15 protein-coding genes are annotated in these 15,865 nt (G+C 66.7%); 2 read left to right on the top strand and 13 right to left on the bottom strand.

Annotated features, from left to right (window positions below; translation table 11 throughout):
- Positions 1-18: 18 nt before the first annotated feature.
- Complete coding sequence (gene sidA / locus AC1RR5_RS24110) at positions 19-108, bottom strand: cell division inhibitor SidA (RefSeq protein WP_156136740.1); 90 nt, start codon at positions 106-108, stop codon at positions 19-21.
- Between the two features lie 168 nt (positions 109-276).
- Between sidA and AC1RR5_RS24105 the strand changes: the two genes are divergently transcribed.
- Both AC1RR5_RS24105 and AC1RR5_RS24100 read left to right on the top strand, forming a co-directional pair.
- Entirely contained in the window at positions 277-1,233 is a 957-nt protein-coding gene (locus AC1RR5_RS24105) for a nucleoside hydrolase (protein ID WP_492926025.1), read from the top strand.
- Positions 1,234-1,268: 35 nt separating this feature from the next.
- Positions 1,269-2,507, top strand: coding sequence for a hypothetical protein (locus AC1RR5_RS24100; protein WP_492925812.1), 1,239 nt, complete (start codon positions 1,269-1,271; stop codon positions 2,505-2,507).
- On the opposite strand, the gene AC1RR5_RS24095 is transcribed toward AC1RR5_RS24100, so the two are convergent.
- The 12 genes from AC1RR5_RS24095 to nuoL form a co-directional block, all read right to left on the bottom strand.
- Positions 2,504-3,205, bottom strand: coding sequence for an ABC transporter ATP-binding protein (locus AC1RR5_RS24095; protein ID WP_492925810.1), 702 nt, complete (start codon positions 3,203-3,205; stop codon positions 2,504-2,506). The two genes, AC1RR5_RS24100 and AC1RR5_RS24095, sit on opposite strands and share 4 nt — an antisense overlap.
- Positions 3,198-4,478 (bottom strand): lipoprotein-releasing ABC transporter permease subunit, encoded by a 1,281-nt coding sequence (locus tag AC1RR5_RS24090; protein ID WP_492925808.1) that lies wholly within the window; start codon positions 4,476-4,478, stop codon positions 3,198-3,200. Before AC1RR5_RS24090 ends, AC1RR5_RS24095 begins: the two co-directional genes overlap by 8 nt.
- A complete protein-coding gene (gene proS, locus AC1RR5_RS24085) occupies positions 4,478-5,809 on the bottom strand; it encodes a proline--tRNA ligase (RefSeq protein WP_492925806.1) in 1,332 nt (443 codons plus the stop codon). The genes AC1RR5_RS24090 and proS overlap by 1 nt, the downstream gene beginning before the upstream one ends.
- A 324-nt stretch (positions 5,810-6,133) precedes the next feature.
- A complete protein-coding gene (locus AC1RR5_RS24080) occupies positions 6,134-6,394 on the bottom strand; it encodes a DUF1467 family protein (RefSeq protein WP_492925804.1) in 261 nt (86 codons plus the stop codon).
- A gap of 1 nt (position 6,395) precedes the next feature.
- Positions 6,396-6,812: a methylmalonyl-CoA epimerase gene (gene mce, locus AC1RR5_RS24075; protein ID WP_492925802.1), complete on the bottom strand. Its 417-nt coding sequence runs from the start codon at positions 6,810-6,812 to the stop codon at positions 6,396-6,398.
- Positions 6,813-6,884: 72 nt separating this feature from the next.
- Positions 6,885-7,622 carry a rhomboid family intramembrane serine protease gene (locus tag AC1RR5_RS24070; protein ID WP_492925800.1) on the bottom strand — a complete coding sequence of 246 codons (738 nt, stop codon included), beginning with the start codon at positions 7,620-7,622 and terminating at the stop codon, positions 6,885-6,887.
- Position 7,623: 1 nt separating this feature from the next.
- Positions 7,624-9,303: a ribonuclease J gene (locus AC1RR5_RS24065; protein ID WP_492925798.1), complete on the bottom strand. Its 1,680-nt coding sequence runs from the start codon at positions 9,301-9,303 to the stop codon at positions 7,624-7,626.
- The gene (locus AC1RR5_RS24060) at positions 9,303-10,088 is read right to left on the bottom strand and encodes a type III pantothenate kinase (protein WP_492926023.1); all 786 of its coding nucleotides are present in this window, start codon (positions 10,086-10,088) and stop codon (positions 9,303-9,305) included. Before AC1RR5_RS24060 ends, AC1RR5_RS24065 begins: the two co-directional genes overlap by 1 nt.
- A complete protein-coding gene (locus AC1RR5_RS24055) occupies positions 10,085-10,840 on the bottom strand; it encodes a biotin--[acetyl-CoA-carboxylase] ligase (protein WP_492925796.1) in 756 nt (251 codons plus the stop codon). Before AC1RR5_RS24055 ends, AC1RR5_RS24060 begins: the two co-directional genes overlap by 4 nt.
- Positions 10,827-12,272 (bottom strand): NADH-quinone oxidoreductase subunit NuoN, encoded by a 1,446-nt coding sequence (gene nuoN / locus AC1RR5_RS24050; protein WP_492925794.1) that lies wholly within the window; start codon positions 12,270-12,272, stop codon positions 10,827-10,829. The genes AC1RR5_RS24055 and nuoN overlap by 14 nt, the downstream gene beginning before the upstream one ends.
- Before the next feature lie 7 nt (positions 12,273-12,279).
- Entirely contained in the window at positions 12,280-13,782 is a 1,503-nt protein-coding gene (locus AC1RR5_RS24045; protein ID WP_492925792.1) for an NADH-quinone oxidoreductase subunit M, read from the bottom strand.
- Positions 13,779-15,857 (bottom strand): NADH-quinone oxidoreductase subunit L, encoded by a 2,079-nt coding sequence (gene nuoL, locus AC1RR5_RS24040; protein WP_492925790.1) that lies wholly within the window; start codon positions 15,855-15,857, stop codon positions 13,779-13,781. Before nuoL ends, AC1RR5_RS24045 begins: the two co-directional genes overlap by 4 nt.
- Positions 15,858-15,865 lie beyond the last annotated feature (8 nt).

Here is a 15,865-nt window from a genome sequence, read left to right as displayed (position 1 = left end):
CGATTGTCGTTACACGACTCAGGCCACCAACTGGGCGACCGTACACATCATCCAGACGAAGCTGGCGACCGACACAAGGGCCAAAGACTCACGCGCGATACGGATCATAGGAGCCTCCACAGATTTCTTGTTTTGTTCCATATTCCGGTTTTGTTCTGTTCACAAGATGTTCCGCGGCGTTCCACCGCATTTTCTTGACCCGAGTCACTCGCTAGGCCGCCTGCCATTCCGATAAACGATATGGCCAAGCCCGCCGGATCGGTTCAGATCGACGCCATGCGCCTGATCATCGACACCGACACCGCTGGCGACGACGTCTTCTCGCTGATGCTGGCCCTGACCCGCCCTGGCGTGACCGTCGAGGCCATCACGATCGCCCACGGCAATGTCGGCTTCGTGCAGCACGCCGAAAACGCGCTGCTGACGCTGCAAATGTGCGGCCAGGCCGGAGTCCCGGTCTATCTGGGCGCCCAGGCGCCGTTCACGCGCGCGCCGCTGGATGCGGCCTATGTCTTTGGCCACGACGGCATGAGCGACAGCGGCTTTGCCAAGACCGCCCAACGCCCCGCCGATGGCCACGCGGTTGACGAGCTGGTGCGGCGGATCATGGACGCGCCCGGCGAGATCACTCTGATCGCCCAGGCCCCGCTGACCAACATCGCCCTGGCCTATCTGCGCGAGCCACGCATCGCCAAAGCGCTGAAGCACCTGTGGGTCATGGGCGGCACGGACAACGGCGTCGGCAACGTCACCCCGGCGGCCGAGTACAATTTCTATGCCGATCCGGAGGCGGCCAAGATCGTCGTCAACGCCGGCTTCAACCTGTCGATCGCCACCTGGACCCTGACGCTGCAGGACGGCCTGTGGAGCACCACGCAGCTGGCGGAGCTGGAAGCCCTGGGCACCGACAAGGCCAGGTTCTTCACCGACGTCAACCGCGCCTCCCTGGCCTTCGCCCGCGAGACCGAGGGGCTGGACGGCAGCCTGCATCCGGACGCCCTCACCTGCGCCATCGCCCTGGACGAGAGCCTGATCCTGGAGGCCGAGAATTGCGTGGTCGATGTCGAGACCATGGGCGAGCTGACGCGCGGCTATCTGTCGGTCTCGCACTCTATCCTGCCCGACATCGAGGTCGCCGATCCTGCCCTGAAGCGACGTCCGCCCAACGCGCGGGTGATCAAGGCGATCGACCAGGCCGGCTTCTTCGCGGCCATGAAGCGCGCGCTGCTTTAACCTAATCGCAGCGGTCTTCCCGCAGCCTTGCGGGCATGGGGAGACTGACTTCGACCGTTGTGGGGACGGCCCTGGTCTTGGCGAGCGCCGGTTCGGCGTCGGCGCAGGCGGACCTGTTCTCCCTCGACACCCTTTCCGGCCTGGTCGATCTGCGCCTGGCGGGCGCCAATGGCGAGACCTCGTGGATCGACGGCGGCCTGGGCAAGGCGCGCTTCGGCAAGGATCACCAGGGCCTGCGCTTGGGCGAGGCCGCGCTGGTCTGGAACCCACGCTTTACCGACACCCTTTCGGCCGTGGTCGTGGCCGAGAGCCAGGACGGCCAGCGGCACCTGGTCGATCTGGGCGAAGGCTATCTGGCCTACCGCTCGCGACCCGGCTCGTCCCTGCGCCTGTCGGCCCGGGCTGGCGTGTTCTATCCGCCGATTTCGCTGGAGCATGACGGCCTGGATTGGTCCGTGCCCGACACCATCACGCCGTCGGCGATCAATACCTGGGTGGCCGAGGAGACCAAGGTCGTCGGGGTCGAGGCCACGATCCGGCGCAGTCTGGCCGGCCAGACCTTCAGCCTGACGGCCGGGGCGTTCAAGAACGGCGACACCTCGGGCACCGAGCTGACCTTCCGGGGCTGGGCGCTGCACGACATCAAGTCGCCGGTGTTCGGCCGCTTCCCGCTGCCGCCGCTCAGCCCGACCATGGCGCGGCGTCAGGCGCCGTCGACGACGCCGCTGGCCGAGATCGACGGGCGGATCGGCTATTACGGTCGGATCGAGTGGCGGCCGTCGCCCGTCCTGGCCTTCGACCTCTTCCGCTATGAGAACGAGGGCGACCGCACCAGCGTTGACGACAACCGCGAATGGTCGTGGGAGACGCGGTTCTGGAACCTCGGCATGCGGCTGGATCTCGACGCCGTCGCCGTCAAGGCCCAGGTCATGACCGGCGAGACCCTGATGGGCTATTCGAACGCCCGCGGCGTCTGGGCCGACATGGGCTTCGAGGCCGCCTATGTCTCGGCCAGCAAGGCGCTAGGGCCGGGCTCGGCGACCGTGCGTTACGACCGCTTCTCGACCAGCGACCGCACCAACAAGGCCACCGACAACAACGCCGAGCATGGCTGGTCGGGGCTGGCGGCCTATCGCTGGGATGTCCGGCCGAACGCCCAGATCGTGTTGGAGGCGCTGTACATCGACAGTTTCCGCCGCGACCGCGAGCGGTTTTTCCTGGAGGCGCGGCAGAAGCAGACGGTCGTGCAGACCGCCTTCCGCCACCAATTCTAGAAGCCCTGAGCTTCCAGGTGGCCGTCTTTCAGGGCGAACACCCGATCCATGTAGCGGGCCAGCTCCATGTTGTGCGTGGCGATCACCGCCGCGACGCCTTGCTGGCGACAGACCTGGTACAGCGCCTGGAACACCGCCGCTGAGGTGGCCGGATCCAGGTTGCCGGTCGGCTCGTCGGCCAGCAGGAGCTTGGGATGATTGGCCAGGGCGCGGGCGATGGCGACGCGTTGCTGCTCCCCCCCCGACATTTGGGCCGGCTGGTGGTTCAGGCGATGGCCCAACCCTAGGCTTTCCAGCAGTTCCTTGGCGCGTGCGTCGGCGTCCTTGCGGCTCTTGCCGGCGATGGTCAGCGGCATGGCCACGTTCTCGAGGGCCGAGAACTCGGGCAGCAGGTGATGGAACTGGTAGACGAAGCCCACGGTGCCCAGGCGGATGCGGGTGCGCACGCGCTCGGACAGCTTGGAGCAGTCGCGGCCCTCCAGGGCCACGAGACCGGCGTCGGGGCGCTCAAGAAGCCCCGCCGAGTGAAGCAGCGACGACTTGCCCGAGCCCGAAGGACCGATCAGGCCGACCACCTCGCCCGGATAGACGTCGATGTCGACGCCGCGCAGCACGGGCAGCGGGCCGGCCTCGGTCTTGTAGACGCGCTCGACCCCACGCAGGGCCAAAATCGGCGAAGGTTGGATGGGATCACTCATAACGCAGCGCCTCCACCGGATCGAGACGCGAGGCGCGCCAGGCCGGCGGCAAGGTCGCCAGGATGCTGAACAGGGCCGACAGCGACACGATGCCGGCGACCTCGGTCCAGTCGATCTTCGCCGGGATGTGCGAGAGCATGTAGACGTCGGCGCTGAACACCGCCGTACCGGTCGCCCACTCCACGAAGTTCTGGATCGGGGTGATGTAGGCGCAGAACACCACGCCCAGGGCCAGGCCGCACAGGGTGCCGGCCACGCCGATCGAGGCGCCGGCCATCACGAAGATGCGCAGGATCGCCCCCTGCCCCGCGCCCATCGTGCGCAGGATGGCGATGTCCTTGCCCTTGTTCTTCACCAGCATGACTAGGCTGGAGATGATGTTCAGGGTGGCGATGGCGACGATGCAGCCCAGGATCAGGCGCATGACCTTCCGCTCGACCTGCAGGGCGGTGAAGTAGCTGTGGTTCTTGTCCTGCCAGTCACTGACCAGGGCGCCGGGGCCGCTGGCGACCTCAACGTCGTGCTTCAGTTCCTTGGCCTTGTCCGGATCGTCGACCTTGATCTCGACATAGTCGACTGAGGTGTCGCGGCCGAAGAACAGCTGGGCCTGCTCGAGCGGCATATAGACGAAGGCCTCGTCGAACTGGCTCATGCCGACGCTGAAGATGCCGCCGACGATGTAGTTCTTCTCGTGGGTCGAGCTGCCGAACGCCGTGGCCGGGCCCGAGGGCGAGATCAGGGTGATGGTGTCGCCGGGCTGGACGCCGACACTCTGGGCCATGCGGTCGCCGATCAGCACGATGTCGCCGCCGTATTCGCCGACGCCGAAGCCATCCAGCGAGCCCTTCTTGATGTTGCCCGAGATCAGCGACATGTGCCGCAGGTCCGAGGTGGCGACCCCGCGCACGATGGCGCCGGTCACCTGGGTCGGGCCCAGAACCATGGCCTGGGCCTCGACCATCGGCGCGGCCTGGATGACGCCTGGCGAAGCCTTGATCCGGCGGATCACGGTGTCGCGGTCGGGGCCATTGATCATCGGCGACTGGGCGTAGAGGTGGCCGTTGAAGCCGAGGATCCGGCCCAGCAGCTCGGCCCGGAAGCCGTTCATGACGCTCATCACGGTGATGAGGGCGAAGACCGCCAACATCACCGCGCTGAACGAGATGACCGAGATCAGCGCCACGCCGCCGTTCTTGCGCTTGGCGAACAGATACCGGCGAGCGACAGAGCGCTCCCAGCGACTGAAGGGACCGGCGGCGCGGGCGTCTGGCATCAGGCGGTCTTGCTCTTGGTCAGGCCGTCGAGGACGGATTCCAGCGAAGCCGTGTGACGTTCGCCGGTCTTGCGGTTCTTGATCTCGACCACGCCCTCGGCGATGCCCTTGGGACCGACGATCAGCTGCCAGGGCAGGCCGATCAGGTCCATGGTGGCGAACTTGGCGCCGCCGCGGGCGTCGGTGTCGTCGTACAGCACGTCCTTGCCGGCGGCCTTGAGCGCCGCATAGGCGGTCTCGCAGGCCGCGTCACAGGCGGCGTCGCCCTGGCGCATGTTGACGATGCCGATGTCGAACGGCGCGACGCTTTCCGGCCAGATGATGCCGCCCTCGTCGTGGCTGGCCTCGATGATCGCACCCAGCAGGCGCGAGACACCGACGCCGTAGCTGCCCATCTGGGCCGGGACCAGCTGGCCGTCCGGCCCCTGGATCGTGGCCTTCATCGGCTTGGAGTACTTCGTGCCGAACGAGAAGATGTGGCCGACTTCGATGCCGCGGGCCGACAGGCGGTCGCCTTCCGGCAGCGCGTTGAAGGCGGCTTCGTCGTGCATTTCCTCGGTCGCGGCGTACAGCGTCGTGCGCTGGTTCACCAGCGGCTGCAGGTCGCCATCGATCCAGTCAAGGTCCGGACCGGGGGCTGGCATCTCGACCAGATCCTTGTGACAGAACACGGCGCTTTCGCCGGTCTCGGCCAGGACGATGAATTCGTGGCTCAGGTCGCCGCCGATGGGGCCGGTGTCGGCGCGCATCGGCACGGCCTTCAGGCCCATCCGCGCGAACAGGTTCAGATAGGCCACGAACATCCGGTTGTACGACTTGCGCGCCCCGTCGGCGTCGAGGTCGAAGCTGTACGCGTCCTTCATCAGGAACTCGCGACCGCGCATCACGCCAAAGCGCGGACGCGTCTCGTCGCGGAACTTCCACTGGATGTTGTAGAGGTTCTTGGGCAGGTCCTTGTAGCTCTTGACCGAGGCGCGGAAGATGTCGGTGACGACCTCTTCGGCGGTGGGGCCAAACAGCAGCTCGCGCTTGTGGCGGTCGGTGATGCGCAGCATCTCGTCGCCGTAGTCGTCGTAGCGACCGCTTTCGCGCCACAGCTCGGCCAGCTGGATGGTCGGCATCAGCAGCTCGATGGCGCCGGCGCGATCCATTTCCTCACGGACGATCTGCTCGATCTTGTTCAGCACGCGCAGGCCCAGTGGCAGCCAGGCATAGATACCCGCCGCTTCTTGGCGGATCATGCCGGCGCGAAGCATCAGCTGGTGCGAAACGATCTGGGCGTCGGACGGTGCTTCCTTCAGCACCGGCAGGAAATAGCGCGACAAGCGCATGCGCGTGGAAACTCCGGGAATTCGAGAAGGGCCTGAGATAGCCCCTCCCCCGACAGCTTGGCAACGCGCGAGGCCAAACTAAGGCTCCACCGTAGAAAAAAGAGAGGCCGCGCGGATCGCCGCGCGGCCTTTCAAGTCATCGTCGGGGAAGACGCCACAGAGCGAGACCGGCAAGGCCGATCTCCTGAAGTCACCTTACCGACCGAACACGTGTTGGGGCACGGCCATCCATGGGAAGCGCTAACAATGAGGCGGTTCGCCCAAGCCTTGGGCGATTGCGGGTGAATCGACCGCATCGCGCTCAAGGCTTGTGCATCCGCACCGTCAGGTGGCCGCCGGCAGGTCGGGCAGAGTCACCAGGTGAAAGTGCACGATCACGAAGAACAGCAGGAACACGACGGCCGAAACCCAGGTCGTGGTGATGAACTTGCGCTTCAGGTTCGGATTGACCGGCGCGCCGGGATCCGCGCCCGGCGGCGGCTTGATCCCCGCCTCGTGGAAGCTTTGCGAGCCCAGCGGCAGCACGGCGAACAGCACCGTCCACCAGATGGTCAGGTAGATGGCGAACCAGGTGATCGGGCTCATATCAGTGAGCGTCCTTAGGCGTTTCCATGAGCTCGACCAGCAGGCCGCCCATGTCCTTGGGGTGAACGAAGATGATCATCGTGCCGTGGGCGCCGATGCGGGGCTCGCCCAGCACGGTCGCGCCCTTGGCCACCAGGTCATCGCGAGCTTCGTAAATGTTCTCGACCTCGAAGCAGATGTGGTGCTGGCCGCCCTTGGGGTTCTTGGCCAGGAAGCCGTGGATCGGCGAGGCCTCGCCATAGGGCTCGATCAGCTCGATCTGGCTGTTGGGCAGGTTGACGAAGCAGACCCAGACGCCCTGCTCCGGCATCGCCCACTTCTCGGTCACGGACGTCGCGCCCAGCAGGTCGCGGTACATCTTCACCGAGTCGTCGATGGACGGCGTGGCGACGCCGACGTGGTTGAGCCTGCCGATCATGTCCCTGCTCCCGCGCGCGTTTTGATTGACGACTGCCCTAACACCCCAGCCTCGGCGCGAGAAGGGCGACGTTCAAAGCGGCGCTTGAGCCTCCGAAAGCCACCAGAAGCGGGCGGGAAAGAGGCGGACCAGGAAAAGGCCTGCGACGAAGCCGCCCACATGGGCTTCCCACGCCACCAGCACGCCGCCGACGCCGGACGCCAGGCCCAGCGCGCCGCCGATGGCGACCAGGACCAGGTTCATGACCAGGAACGACCGGGCCTGCCGCCCCACGGGCCGCGACCAGATCGGCGCGAGGTCCGTGGTCTCGGTCATCCGGGCCACGGCGCCCCACAGGCCGCAGATCGCGCCGGAGGCGCCCAGCATCGGCATGTGGCCGTTCCAGTGCAGGGCCAGATACAGCGCCCCGCCCGCCAGGCCGCACAGGACGAAGAAGGCCAGGAACAGCAGGGCCCCGACCGCGTCGCGGCCCAGGCGCTGCGACACCGCCGGCCCGAAGGCGCCCAGCGCGCTGGAATTCATGGCGATGTGCAGGATCCCGCCGTGCAGGAACATGTGGGTCAACAGCGTCCACCAGACGCCCGCCCGGACGGCTGGCGGATACAGCGCGCCCAGCGTCAGCACCGGCTCGCCCCGGCCCGTCAGGTCGGCCAGGGTCTGCCCAGCGAACACGACCCACAGCACGACCAGCAAGGCCGCGACCGGCCAGGCCTGCTTCCACAGGATCGAGAAGCCCGAACGCCAGATCGGCCTGCGACGACCGTCGGCGACGGTCGCCAGGACGCTGGCGCTCGGGCTCTCGTCCGTCACGTCAGATCCGCAGGACCGTCGTCTCGACGACCGGCTTGCGTTCCCAGATGCGGAATGCGGCCTTCTTCACGGCGCGCGAGATGGCGCTCTCGATCGCCTCGTCCAGCTCGCGGGTGTCGCCCTGCAGTTTCTTGTAGGCGCCCTCGGCTTCCTCGGCGAGGTCGTCCAGGGCGTCGTCGAGGCTGTATTCCTCGTCACCGGTCAGGCCGATGCCGCGGACCTGCGGGCCCGAGACGATCTTGTTGCGGCCGTCCAGGACGATCGACACGGCCAGCATGCCGTTGAACGCCGCGTGACGGCGCTCGCGCAGGGCGTCGCCGTTCTCGGGCGTGACGACGCCGCCGTCGACGTACAGGCGGCCGGCCGGCACTTCGTCGATGATCTCGGGCTTGCCCGGAGCCAGGCGCACCATGTCGCCGTTGCGCGGCGAGACGGCGTGCGGGACCTGCAGGTCCTTGGCGAAGGCCGCATGCTCGATCAGGTGGCGACGCTCACCATGGGTCGGCACCGCGATCTGCGGACGCACCCAGGCATACATCTGGCGCAGCTCGTCCCGGCACGGGTGACCCGAGACGTGGATGCCGGGCGTGTCGCGCTCGGTGTGCAGCCGCACGCCGCGGTCGGCCAGCTTGTTCTGCAGGTTGCGGATCGGGATCTCGTTGCCCGGGATGACTCGCGAGGAGAAGACCACGTGGTCGCCCTGCCCCAGCTTCACATGCGGGTGGCTGCCGTCGGCGATGCGCGACAGGGCCGCACGAGCCTCGCCCTGGCTGCCCGTGCACAGGAACAGGATCTCGTTCTCGGGCAGGTGCTTGGCCTGGTCGTCGTTGATGAAGGGCTCCAGGCCCTGCAGCAGACCGACCGAGCGGGCGGCGGCGGCCATGCGGTGCATAGAGCGACCGGCCAGGCAGACCTTGCGGCCGCTGGCCTGGGCCGCGCGGATCACGGTGTCCATGCGCGCCACGTTCGAGGCGAAGCACGCCACGGCGATCTTGCCCGACAGGCTCTTGATCAGGTTGCCCAGCGCCACGCGCACGTCAGCTTCGGAGCCCGCCTCGCCTTCGACGAAGACGTTGGTGCTGTCGCAGACCATGGCCAGCACGCCCTCGTCGCCCAGGCGACGGATGGCGGCTTCGTCGGTCGGCGCGCCCAGCTGGGGCTCGGGATCGATCTTCCAGTCGCCGGTGTGCAGGATCGTGCCCAGCGGCGTCTTGATCGCCAAGCCGTTCGGCTCGGGGATCGAGTGGGTCAGGGTGATCAGTTCCAGGTCGAACGGACCCAGCGAGAACATGCCGCCCAGCGGCACTTCGGTGATCGACACCTCGTCCAGCAGGTCGGCGTCACGCAGCTTCTCGCGCAGCAGGAAGGCGGTGAACGGCGTGGCGTACACCGGCGCCTTCAGGCGCGGCCACAGCCAGTGAACCGCGCCCAGGTGGTCTTCGTGGGCGTGGGTCAGGACGATGCCGACGATGTCCTTGGCATAGGGCTCGATATAGCTGGGATCGGGCAGGATGATCTCGACGCCCGGCGTCGTCTGGTCGCCGAAGGTCACGCCCAGGTCGACGACGATCCACTTGCGATCGTGCGCCGGCCCGAAGCCATACAGGTTGAAATTCATGCCGATCTCGTTCGACCCGCCTAGCGGCAGGAAGACGAGCTCGTCGCTCTTGGATTTTTTCATCAGGTCTCGGAAATGGTGTTTCGACGATAGATTTCGAGAAGACCCCGTATCGTCAGGTCGGAGTCGAAGTGGTCGATGCTGTCGGTGGCGCCCTCGAACAACGAGGCGACGCCGCCGGTGGCGATGACGGTCATGGGCTCGTCGCGCTCCGCCTTGATGCGCGAGACGAGACCCTCGATCAGAGAGATATACCCCCAGAACACGCCGGACTGCATGGCGGAGACGGTGTCTGTCCCCACGATCCTGTTACCGGCCGGCCGCTGGATGGCGATCCGGGGCAGCTTGGCCGCCGCTTCGTGCAGCGCCTGCATGGAGAGGTTGATGCCCGGGGCGATGATGCCGCCCTCGAAGGCGCCGTCGTCGCCCACGATGTCGAAGGTCGTGGCCGTGCCGCTGTCGATGACGATCAGCGGCCCCTTGTAGACCATGCCCGCGCCGATGGCGTTGACTAGGCGGTCGGCGCCGGCTTCGGAAGGCTTCTCGATCCGGACGTCGATGCCCAGCTTGGCGTTCTCGCCAATCACGATCGGCTCGACGTTGAAATAGCGACGGCTGAGGTTGCGCAGGTTGAAGATCGACTGCGGCACGACGCTGGAGATGATCACCGCGTCGATGGCCCGGAAGCCCAGGCCCTGCATCGACAACAGCTGCGACAGCCAAACGACGTACTCGTCGGCGGTGCGTGTGCTTTCGGTCGCCGAACGCCACTGGGCCACCCACGACGAGCCGTCGTGAATGGCGAACATGGTGTTGGTGTTGCCCTGTTCAATGGCCAGCAGCATCAGGCGGCTCCAAAGAAGACGTCGCCGGCGGTGATCCGGCGAACCTGACCGTCATCCAGACGAAGGCGCAGCGCGCCGTCCCCGTCCAGGCCCTCGGCGATGCCTTCGACGGTCTCATTGCCCAGACGGGCGGTACAGGCCTCGCCTAGGCCGTGGGCGCGGGCCGTCCAGGCGTCGGCGATGGCAGGAAAACCCAGGGCGTTCCAGGTCCGGAACCAGCGCTCGAACGCGCCGGCCAGGGCCTCGATGGCCTCGGTCGGGTGCGGTGGCGGGATTTCACGATAGGTGGCGATCGAGGTGGCGGGACGCTCACTGTCGATCGGCTTGCGGGCCAGGTTCACGCCGATGCCCACGGCGACCCACAGTCCGCCCTGCGGCGAGGCGCCGGACTCGATCAGGATGCCGCTGACCTTCAGGCCGCCCAGCAGCGGGTCGTTGGGCCACTTCAGGCTGACCAGGGAGGCGGGCACGTACTGGCCCAGCATGTCGGCGACCGCCAGGGCGGCGACGAACGAGACCTGGGCGGCCTCGGCCGGGGGCTTGTCGGTGCGGAAGAGCAGTGTGGCGGCGAGGTTGCCCTCGCCCGTCTCCCACGCCCGGCCGCGACGGCCGCGGCCCGAGGTCTGGCGGAGACCGACCAGCCACACGGGGCCGGCCTCGCCCGCCTCGGCCCGGCGACGGGCTTCGGCGTTGGTGGAGTCGATCTCGTCCAGGACGACGACGGGCGGGACGCCCGTCACGTCACGCGTGACCAAAGGCGGCCGCGGCGGCCTTGGCGGCAGGATCCAGCCAGACCAGGGCCACCAGCACGATCGGGAACGAGAAGAACGCGGCCGCGTAGCCGACGGCGCGGGCCGAAGGCGACGGCGCGTCGACCGAGCCGGTCGAGGCGTCGAACCAGATCGATTTGATCAGGCGCAGGTAATAGAACGCCGCGACGACCGAGCCGACCAGGCCCAGAACGGCGGCCCACTGCAGCATCACGTCGCCAGCGCCCAGGGCGGCCTTGAAGACGTAGTACTTCGACCAGAAGCCCGAGAACGGCGGCAGGCCTAGGGCCGACAGCGAGAACGCCGTCATGGCCAGGGCGATGCCTGGACGTTCCTTGATCAGGCCCGCCATGTCCTCGATCGTCTCCATCGGCTTGCCGTCGCGGTTCAGCGCCTGCAGGCAGGCGAAGAAGCCGGTGACGTCGACCATGTAGAGCACCATGAAGACCAGCATCGCTTGCAGGCCGACCTCACCGCCCGCCGCGACACCCAGCAGGGCGTAGCCGACATTGGCGATCGAGGAATAGGCCCATAGGCGCTTGAGGTTGGTCTGGGCCAGGCCCGCGAAGGCGCCGACGAAGACCGACAGCAGGGCCGCGATCACCAGGATCTGGCGCCATTGGTCGACCGAGCCCGGGAAGGCGTCGCCAAGCACGCGGGCGAACATCATCATGGCGGCCAGCTTCGGCGCGGCGGCGAAGAAGCCGACGACCGGGGTCGGGGCGCCTTCGTAGACGTCCGGCGTCCACATGTGGAACGGCGCGGCCGAGACCTTGAACGCCAGGCCGCAGATCAGGAACACTAGGCCAAACAGCAGGCCCACGCCGTGCGAACCGCCATGGGCGGCGGCTAGGGCGATCTGGCTGAAGTGGGTCGAGCCGGTGAAGCCGTAGATCAGCGAGCTGCCGTACAGCAGCAGGCCCGACGACAGCGCGCCCAGCACGAAGTACTTCAGGCCCGCTTCCGACGACTTGGCGTCGTCGCGGCGCATGGCGGCCAGGACGTACAGGGCCAGCGACTGCAGCTCGACGCCGACATACAGGCTGATCAGGTCGCCCGACGAGGCGGTGACGCCCATGCCGAGGGCGGCCAGGACGACCAGGACGGCGTATTCGAACTTCTGGTCGCCGCGCTGGGCCAGCCAGCGGTCGCCCAGCACCACGGCGATGGCGCTCGAGAGATAGATGGCCACCTTGGCGTAGGTCGCCGCGGCGTCGGCTGCGTAGACGCCGCCAAAGGCGTGGCCGTGCGGGCCGAGCACCGCCGTGGCGGCGGCCGCGACCAGCGAGGCGACGGCGGCCAGGGTGAAGATGGCCCCGACCTTGCCCCGGAAGGCGCCGGCGACCAGCAGAACCAGCGCCGCGATCGCCAGGACGATCTCAGGCAGGACGAGCGAGAAGTGGTCGGAAAAGGTCATTGGCTCCTCACCCGCCCACGGCGGCGCGCCAGGCGCCGACGAGCGCGTCGACGGACGTCGCGGTCAGGTTGAACACGAGATTGGGATAGACGCCCAGGATCAGGGTCATCGCGATCAGCGGCACGAACAGCAGGATCTCACGAGCATCCAGATCGGTGATGGTCTTGAGCTCGGGATTGGTGATCTCGCCGAACATGACCCGGCGGTACAGGGTCAGGGCGTACATCGCCGACAGGATCACGCCGGTGGCCGACACGATCGCCGTCCAGGTCGAGGCCTTGTAGACGCCGGTCATCGTCAGGATTTCACCGACGAAGCCCGAGGTGCCCGGCAGGCCGACATTGCCCATCGTGAACAGCAGGAACACGAAGGCGTAGTGCGGCATGCGGTTGGTCAGGCCGCCGTAGAAGGCGATCTCGCGGGTGTGCATGCGGTCGTAGACGACGCCGACGCAGAGGAAGAGCGCGCCGGAGATCACCCCGTGGCTCAGCATCTGGAACAGAGCGCCCTGCTCGCCTGCCGCATTGCCCGAGAAGATGCCCATGGTCACAAAGCCCATGTGGGCGACCGACGAATAGGCGATCAGCTTCTTGATGTCGGTCTGACGGAAGGCGACCAGCGAGGTGTAGACGATGGCGATGGCCGACATCGCGAACACCAGCGGCTGGAAGAACTCCGAGGCGTTGGGGAACATCGGCAGGCTGAAGCGCATGAAGCCGTAGCCGCCCATCTTCAGCAGGATGCCCGCCAGGATGACCGAACCGGCCGTCGGCGCCTCGACGTGGGCGTCGGGCAGCCAGGTGTGCACCGGCCACATCGGCATCTTCACCGCGAACGACGCGAAGAAGGCCAGCCAAAGCCAGGTCTGCAGCCACGGGGCGAACTTGAACGTCATCAGCACCGGGATCGACGAGGTGCCCGCGATGCCGATCATCGCCAGGATGGCCGCCAGCATCAGCACCGAGCCGAGCAGCGTGTAGAGGAAGAACTTGTACGCCGCGTACACCCGGCGCTTGCCGCCCCAGATGCCGATGATCAGGAACATCGGGACCAGGCCGAACTCGAAGAACAGATAGAAGAGGATCAGGTCCATGGCGCAGAACACGCCGATCACCAGGGTCTCCAGGACCAGGAAGGCGATCAGGTATTCGACGACGCGCTTCTCGATCGACTTCCAGCTGGCCACGATACAGATCGGCAGCAGGAACGCCGTCAGCAGCACGAACAGCACCGAGATGCCGTCGATGCCCATGCGGTAGTGGATGCCCGCGAACCAGGCGAAGTCTTCCACGAACTGGAAGCCCGGGTTCTTCGGGTCGAACTGGACGGTCAGGATGATCGACAGGCCGAACGTGACCAGCGTGGTCACGAGCGCGATCCACTTGGCTAGCGTGTCGGTCTTTTCCCCGCCGCCGTGCAGGGCGCGCGCGGCGAGGATCACCGCGACGCCGACGATCGGCGCGAAGGTCGTAAGGCTGAGAAGGCCGCTCATGAGCTCCGTCCCCCTCAACGGAAGGCGTACAGGGCGAAGGTCAGCAGGCCGGCGACGCCGAGCAGCATGACAAACGCGTAGTGGTAGAGATAGCCGGTCTGCAGCTTGCCGGTGCGCTTGCCCACCTCATACGAGAGGTTGGAGACACCATCCGGGCCCAGGCCGTCGATGATCTTCTGGTCGCCGCCCTTCCAGAACAGGTCGCCGAGGAACTTGGCGAAGCGCACGAAGGTGGCCGCGTAGAGTTCGTCGAAGAACCACTTGTTGTAGAAGAAGACGTACAGCGGGCCCTTGCGCTCGGCCAGTTTCAGGCCCAGGCGCTGGTCGCCCTTCAGCAGGTAGACATAGACCGCGATGATCAGGCCCAGGATCGAGGCTATCAGCGGGCTCCACTTCACCCATTCGGCCACTTCATGCGCTTCATGCAGCACGTGGTTGGTCGGGGCGTTGTAGATCGCGCCGCGCCAGAACTCTTCCTGGTGGTGGCCGACGAAGTAGTCGACGAACACGAAGCCCGCCAGGACGGCGCCGGCCGAAAGCGCGATCAGCGGCGCCAGCATGACCCACGGGCTCTCGTGCGGCTTGTGGTCATGACCATGGCCGTGATCGTCGTGAGCGTGGTCATCGGCCAGCGGCTCGTCGTGCGTCTCGTGCGCGGCGCCGTGGGCGTCGTGAGCATGATCGTCATGAGCATGGTGGTCGTCATGACCCCAGCGGGCCTTGCCGTTGAAGGTGAAGAAGGCCAGGCGCCACGAGTAGAACGAGGTCAGGCCCGCCACCAGCACGCCGATCACCCATGCGAACATGGCGGTCGAGTTGTGGCCACCGGCGGCGAAGGCCGCTTCGATGATGGTGTCCTTCGAGTAGAAGCCGGCGAAGCCCAGGTGCAGCGGCGGGAAGCCGAGGCCCGTGATGGCGATCGTGCCGATCGTCATGGCGATGAAGGTCACCGGCAGCAGCTTGGCCAGGGCGCCGTACTTCCGCATGTCCTGTTCGTGGTGCATGCCGTGGATCACCGAACCGGCGCCCAGGAACAGCAGCGCCTTGAAGAATGCGTGCGTGAACAGGTGGAACATGGCCGCCTGATAGGCGCCGACCCCGGCCGCGAAGAACATGTAGCCCAGCTGCGAACAGGTCGAGTAGGCGATCACGCGCTTGATGTCATTCTGGGTCAGGCCGACCGTGGCGGCGAACAGGGCCGTCACCGCGCCGATCACCGTGACGATGTTCTTCGCCACCGGGGCGTATTCGAACATCGGCGACAGCAGGCACAGCATGTAGACGCCGGCGGTGACCATGGTCGCCGCGTGGATCAGGGCCGAGACCGGGGTCGGGCCTTCCATGGCGTCCGGCAGCCAGGTGTGCAGGAAGAACTGCGCCGACTTGCCCATCGCGCCGATGAACAGCAGGAAGCAGGCGATATCCATCAGCGGCCAGGCGTGACCGGCGAACTCCCAGGTGCGACCGGCGTTAGCGGCGATCTGCGGGAAGAGTTCAGCGAACTGGATCGTGCCGAACGCCCAGTAGGTGGTCATGATGCCGAGGGCGAAACCGAAGTCGCCGACGCGGTTGACCACGAAGGCCTTGATGGCCGCGGCGCTGGCCGAGGGCTTCTTGTACCAGAAGCCGATCAGCAGGTACGAGGCCAGGCCCACGCCTTCCCAGCCGAAGAACAGCTGCATGAAGTCGGCGGCGGTGACCAGCGACAGCATGGCGAAGGTGAACAGCGACAGGTACGCGAAGAAGCGCGGCTTGCTGTCGTCCTCGGCCATGTAGCCCCAGGAATAGATGTGCACGAGCATCGAGACGGTCGTGACCACGATCAGCATGGTCGCCGACAGGGCGTCGATGCGGATCGACCAGTTGGCGATGAAGTCGCCGATATGGATGAACGGCAGCAGGTTGACCGTGAAGGCCTCCATGTGCCCCCAGGTCCACTGGCTGAACGTGTACCAGGACAGGCCGCAGGCCAGGATCAGCGCGCCGGTGGTGACCGATTGCGAGGCCACGTTGCCGATGCGGCGGCCGAACAGGCCGGCGATGGCCGCGGCGATGATCGGCGCGAAAACGAGAATGGTGACAAGCGTCTGCATGACGTCGC

This window comes from Caulobacter sp. GW821-FHT11E11, assembly GCF_058808315.1.
The sequence above is the reverse complement of the archived record's forward strand: the minus strand, read 5'-3'. Positions and strand labels throughout refer to the sequence as shown.

Excerpts from the sequence above, each read along its gene's own strand:
- mce (WP_492925802.1), bottom strand. The coding sequence starts at position 6,812 with ATGATCGGCAGGCTCAACCACGTCGGCGTCGCCACGCCGTCCATCGAC.
- AC1RR5_RS24095 (WP_492925810.1), bottom strand. The coding sequence starts at position 3,205 with ATGAGTGATCCCATCCAACCTTCGCCGATTTTGGCCCTGCGTGGGGTC.
- proS (WP_492925806.1), bottom strand. The coding sequence starts at position 5,809 with ATGCGCTTGTCGCGCTATTTCCTGCCGGTGCTGAAGGAAGCACCGTCC.
- AC1RR5_RS24065 (WP_492925798.1), bottom strand. The coding sequence starts at position 9,303 with ATGAAAAAATCCAAGAGCGACGAGCTCGTCTTCCTGCCGCTAGGCGGG.
- AC1RR5_RS24105 (WP_492926025.1), top strand. The coding sequence starts at position 277 with ATGCGCCTGATCATCGACACCGACACCGCTGGCGACGACGTCTTCTCG.
- AC1RR5_RS24080 (WP_492925804.1), bottom strand. The coding sequence starts at position 6,394 with ATGAGCCCGATCACCTGGTTCGCCATCTACCTGACCATCTGGTGGACG.
- nuoN (WP_492925794.1), bottom strand. The coding sequence starts at position 12,272 with ATGACCTTTTCCGACCACTTCTCGCTCGTCCTGCCTGAGATCGTCCTG.
- AC1RR5_RS24100 (WP_492925812.1), top strand. The coding sequence starts at position 1,269 with ATGGGGAGACTGACTTCGACCGTTGTGGGGACGGCCCTGGTCTTGGCG.
- sidA (WP_156136740.1), bottom strand. The coding sequence starts at position 108 with ATGATCCGTATCGCGCGTGAGTCTTTGGCCCTTGTGTCGGTCGCCAGC.
- AC1RR5_RS24090 (WP_492925808.1), bottom strand. The coding sequence starts at position 4,478 with ATGCCAGACGCCCGCGCCGCCGGTCCCTTCAGTCGCTGGGAGCGCTCT.
- nuoL (WP_492925790.1), bottom strand. The coding sequence starts at position 15,857 with ATGCAGACGCTTGTCACCATTCTCGTTTTCGCGCCGATCATCGCCGCG.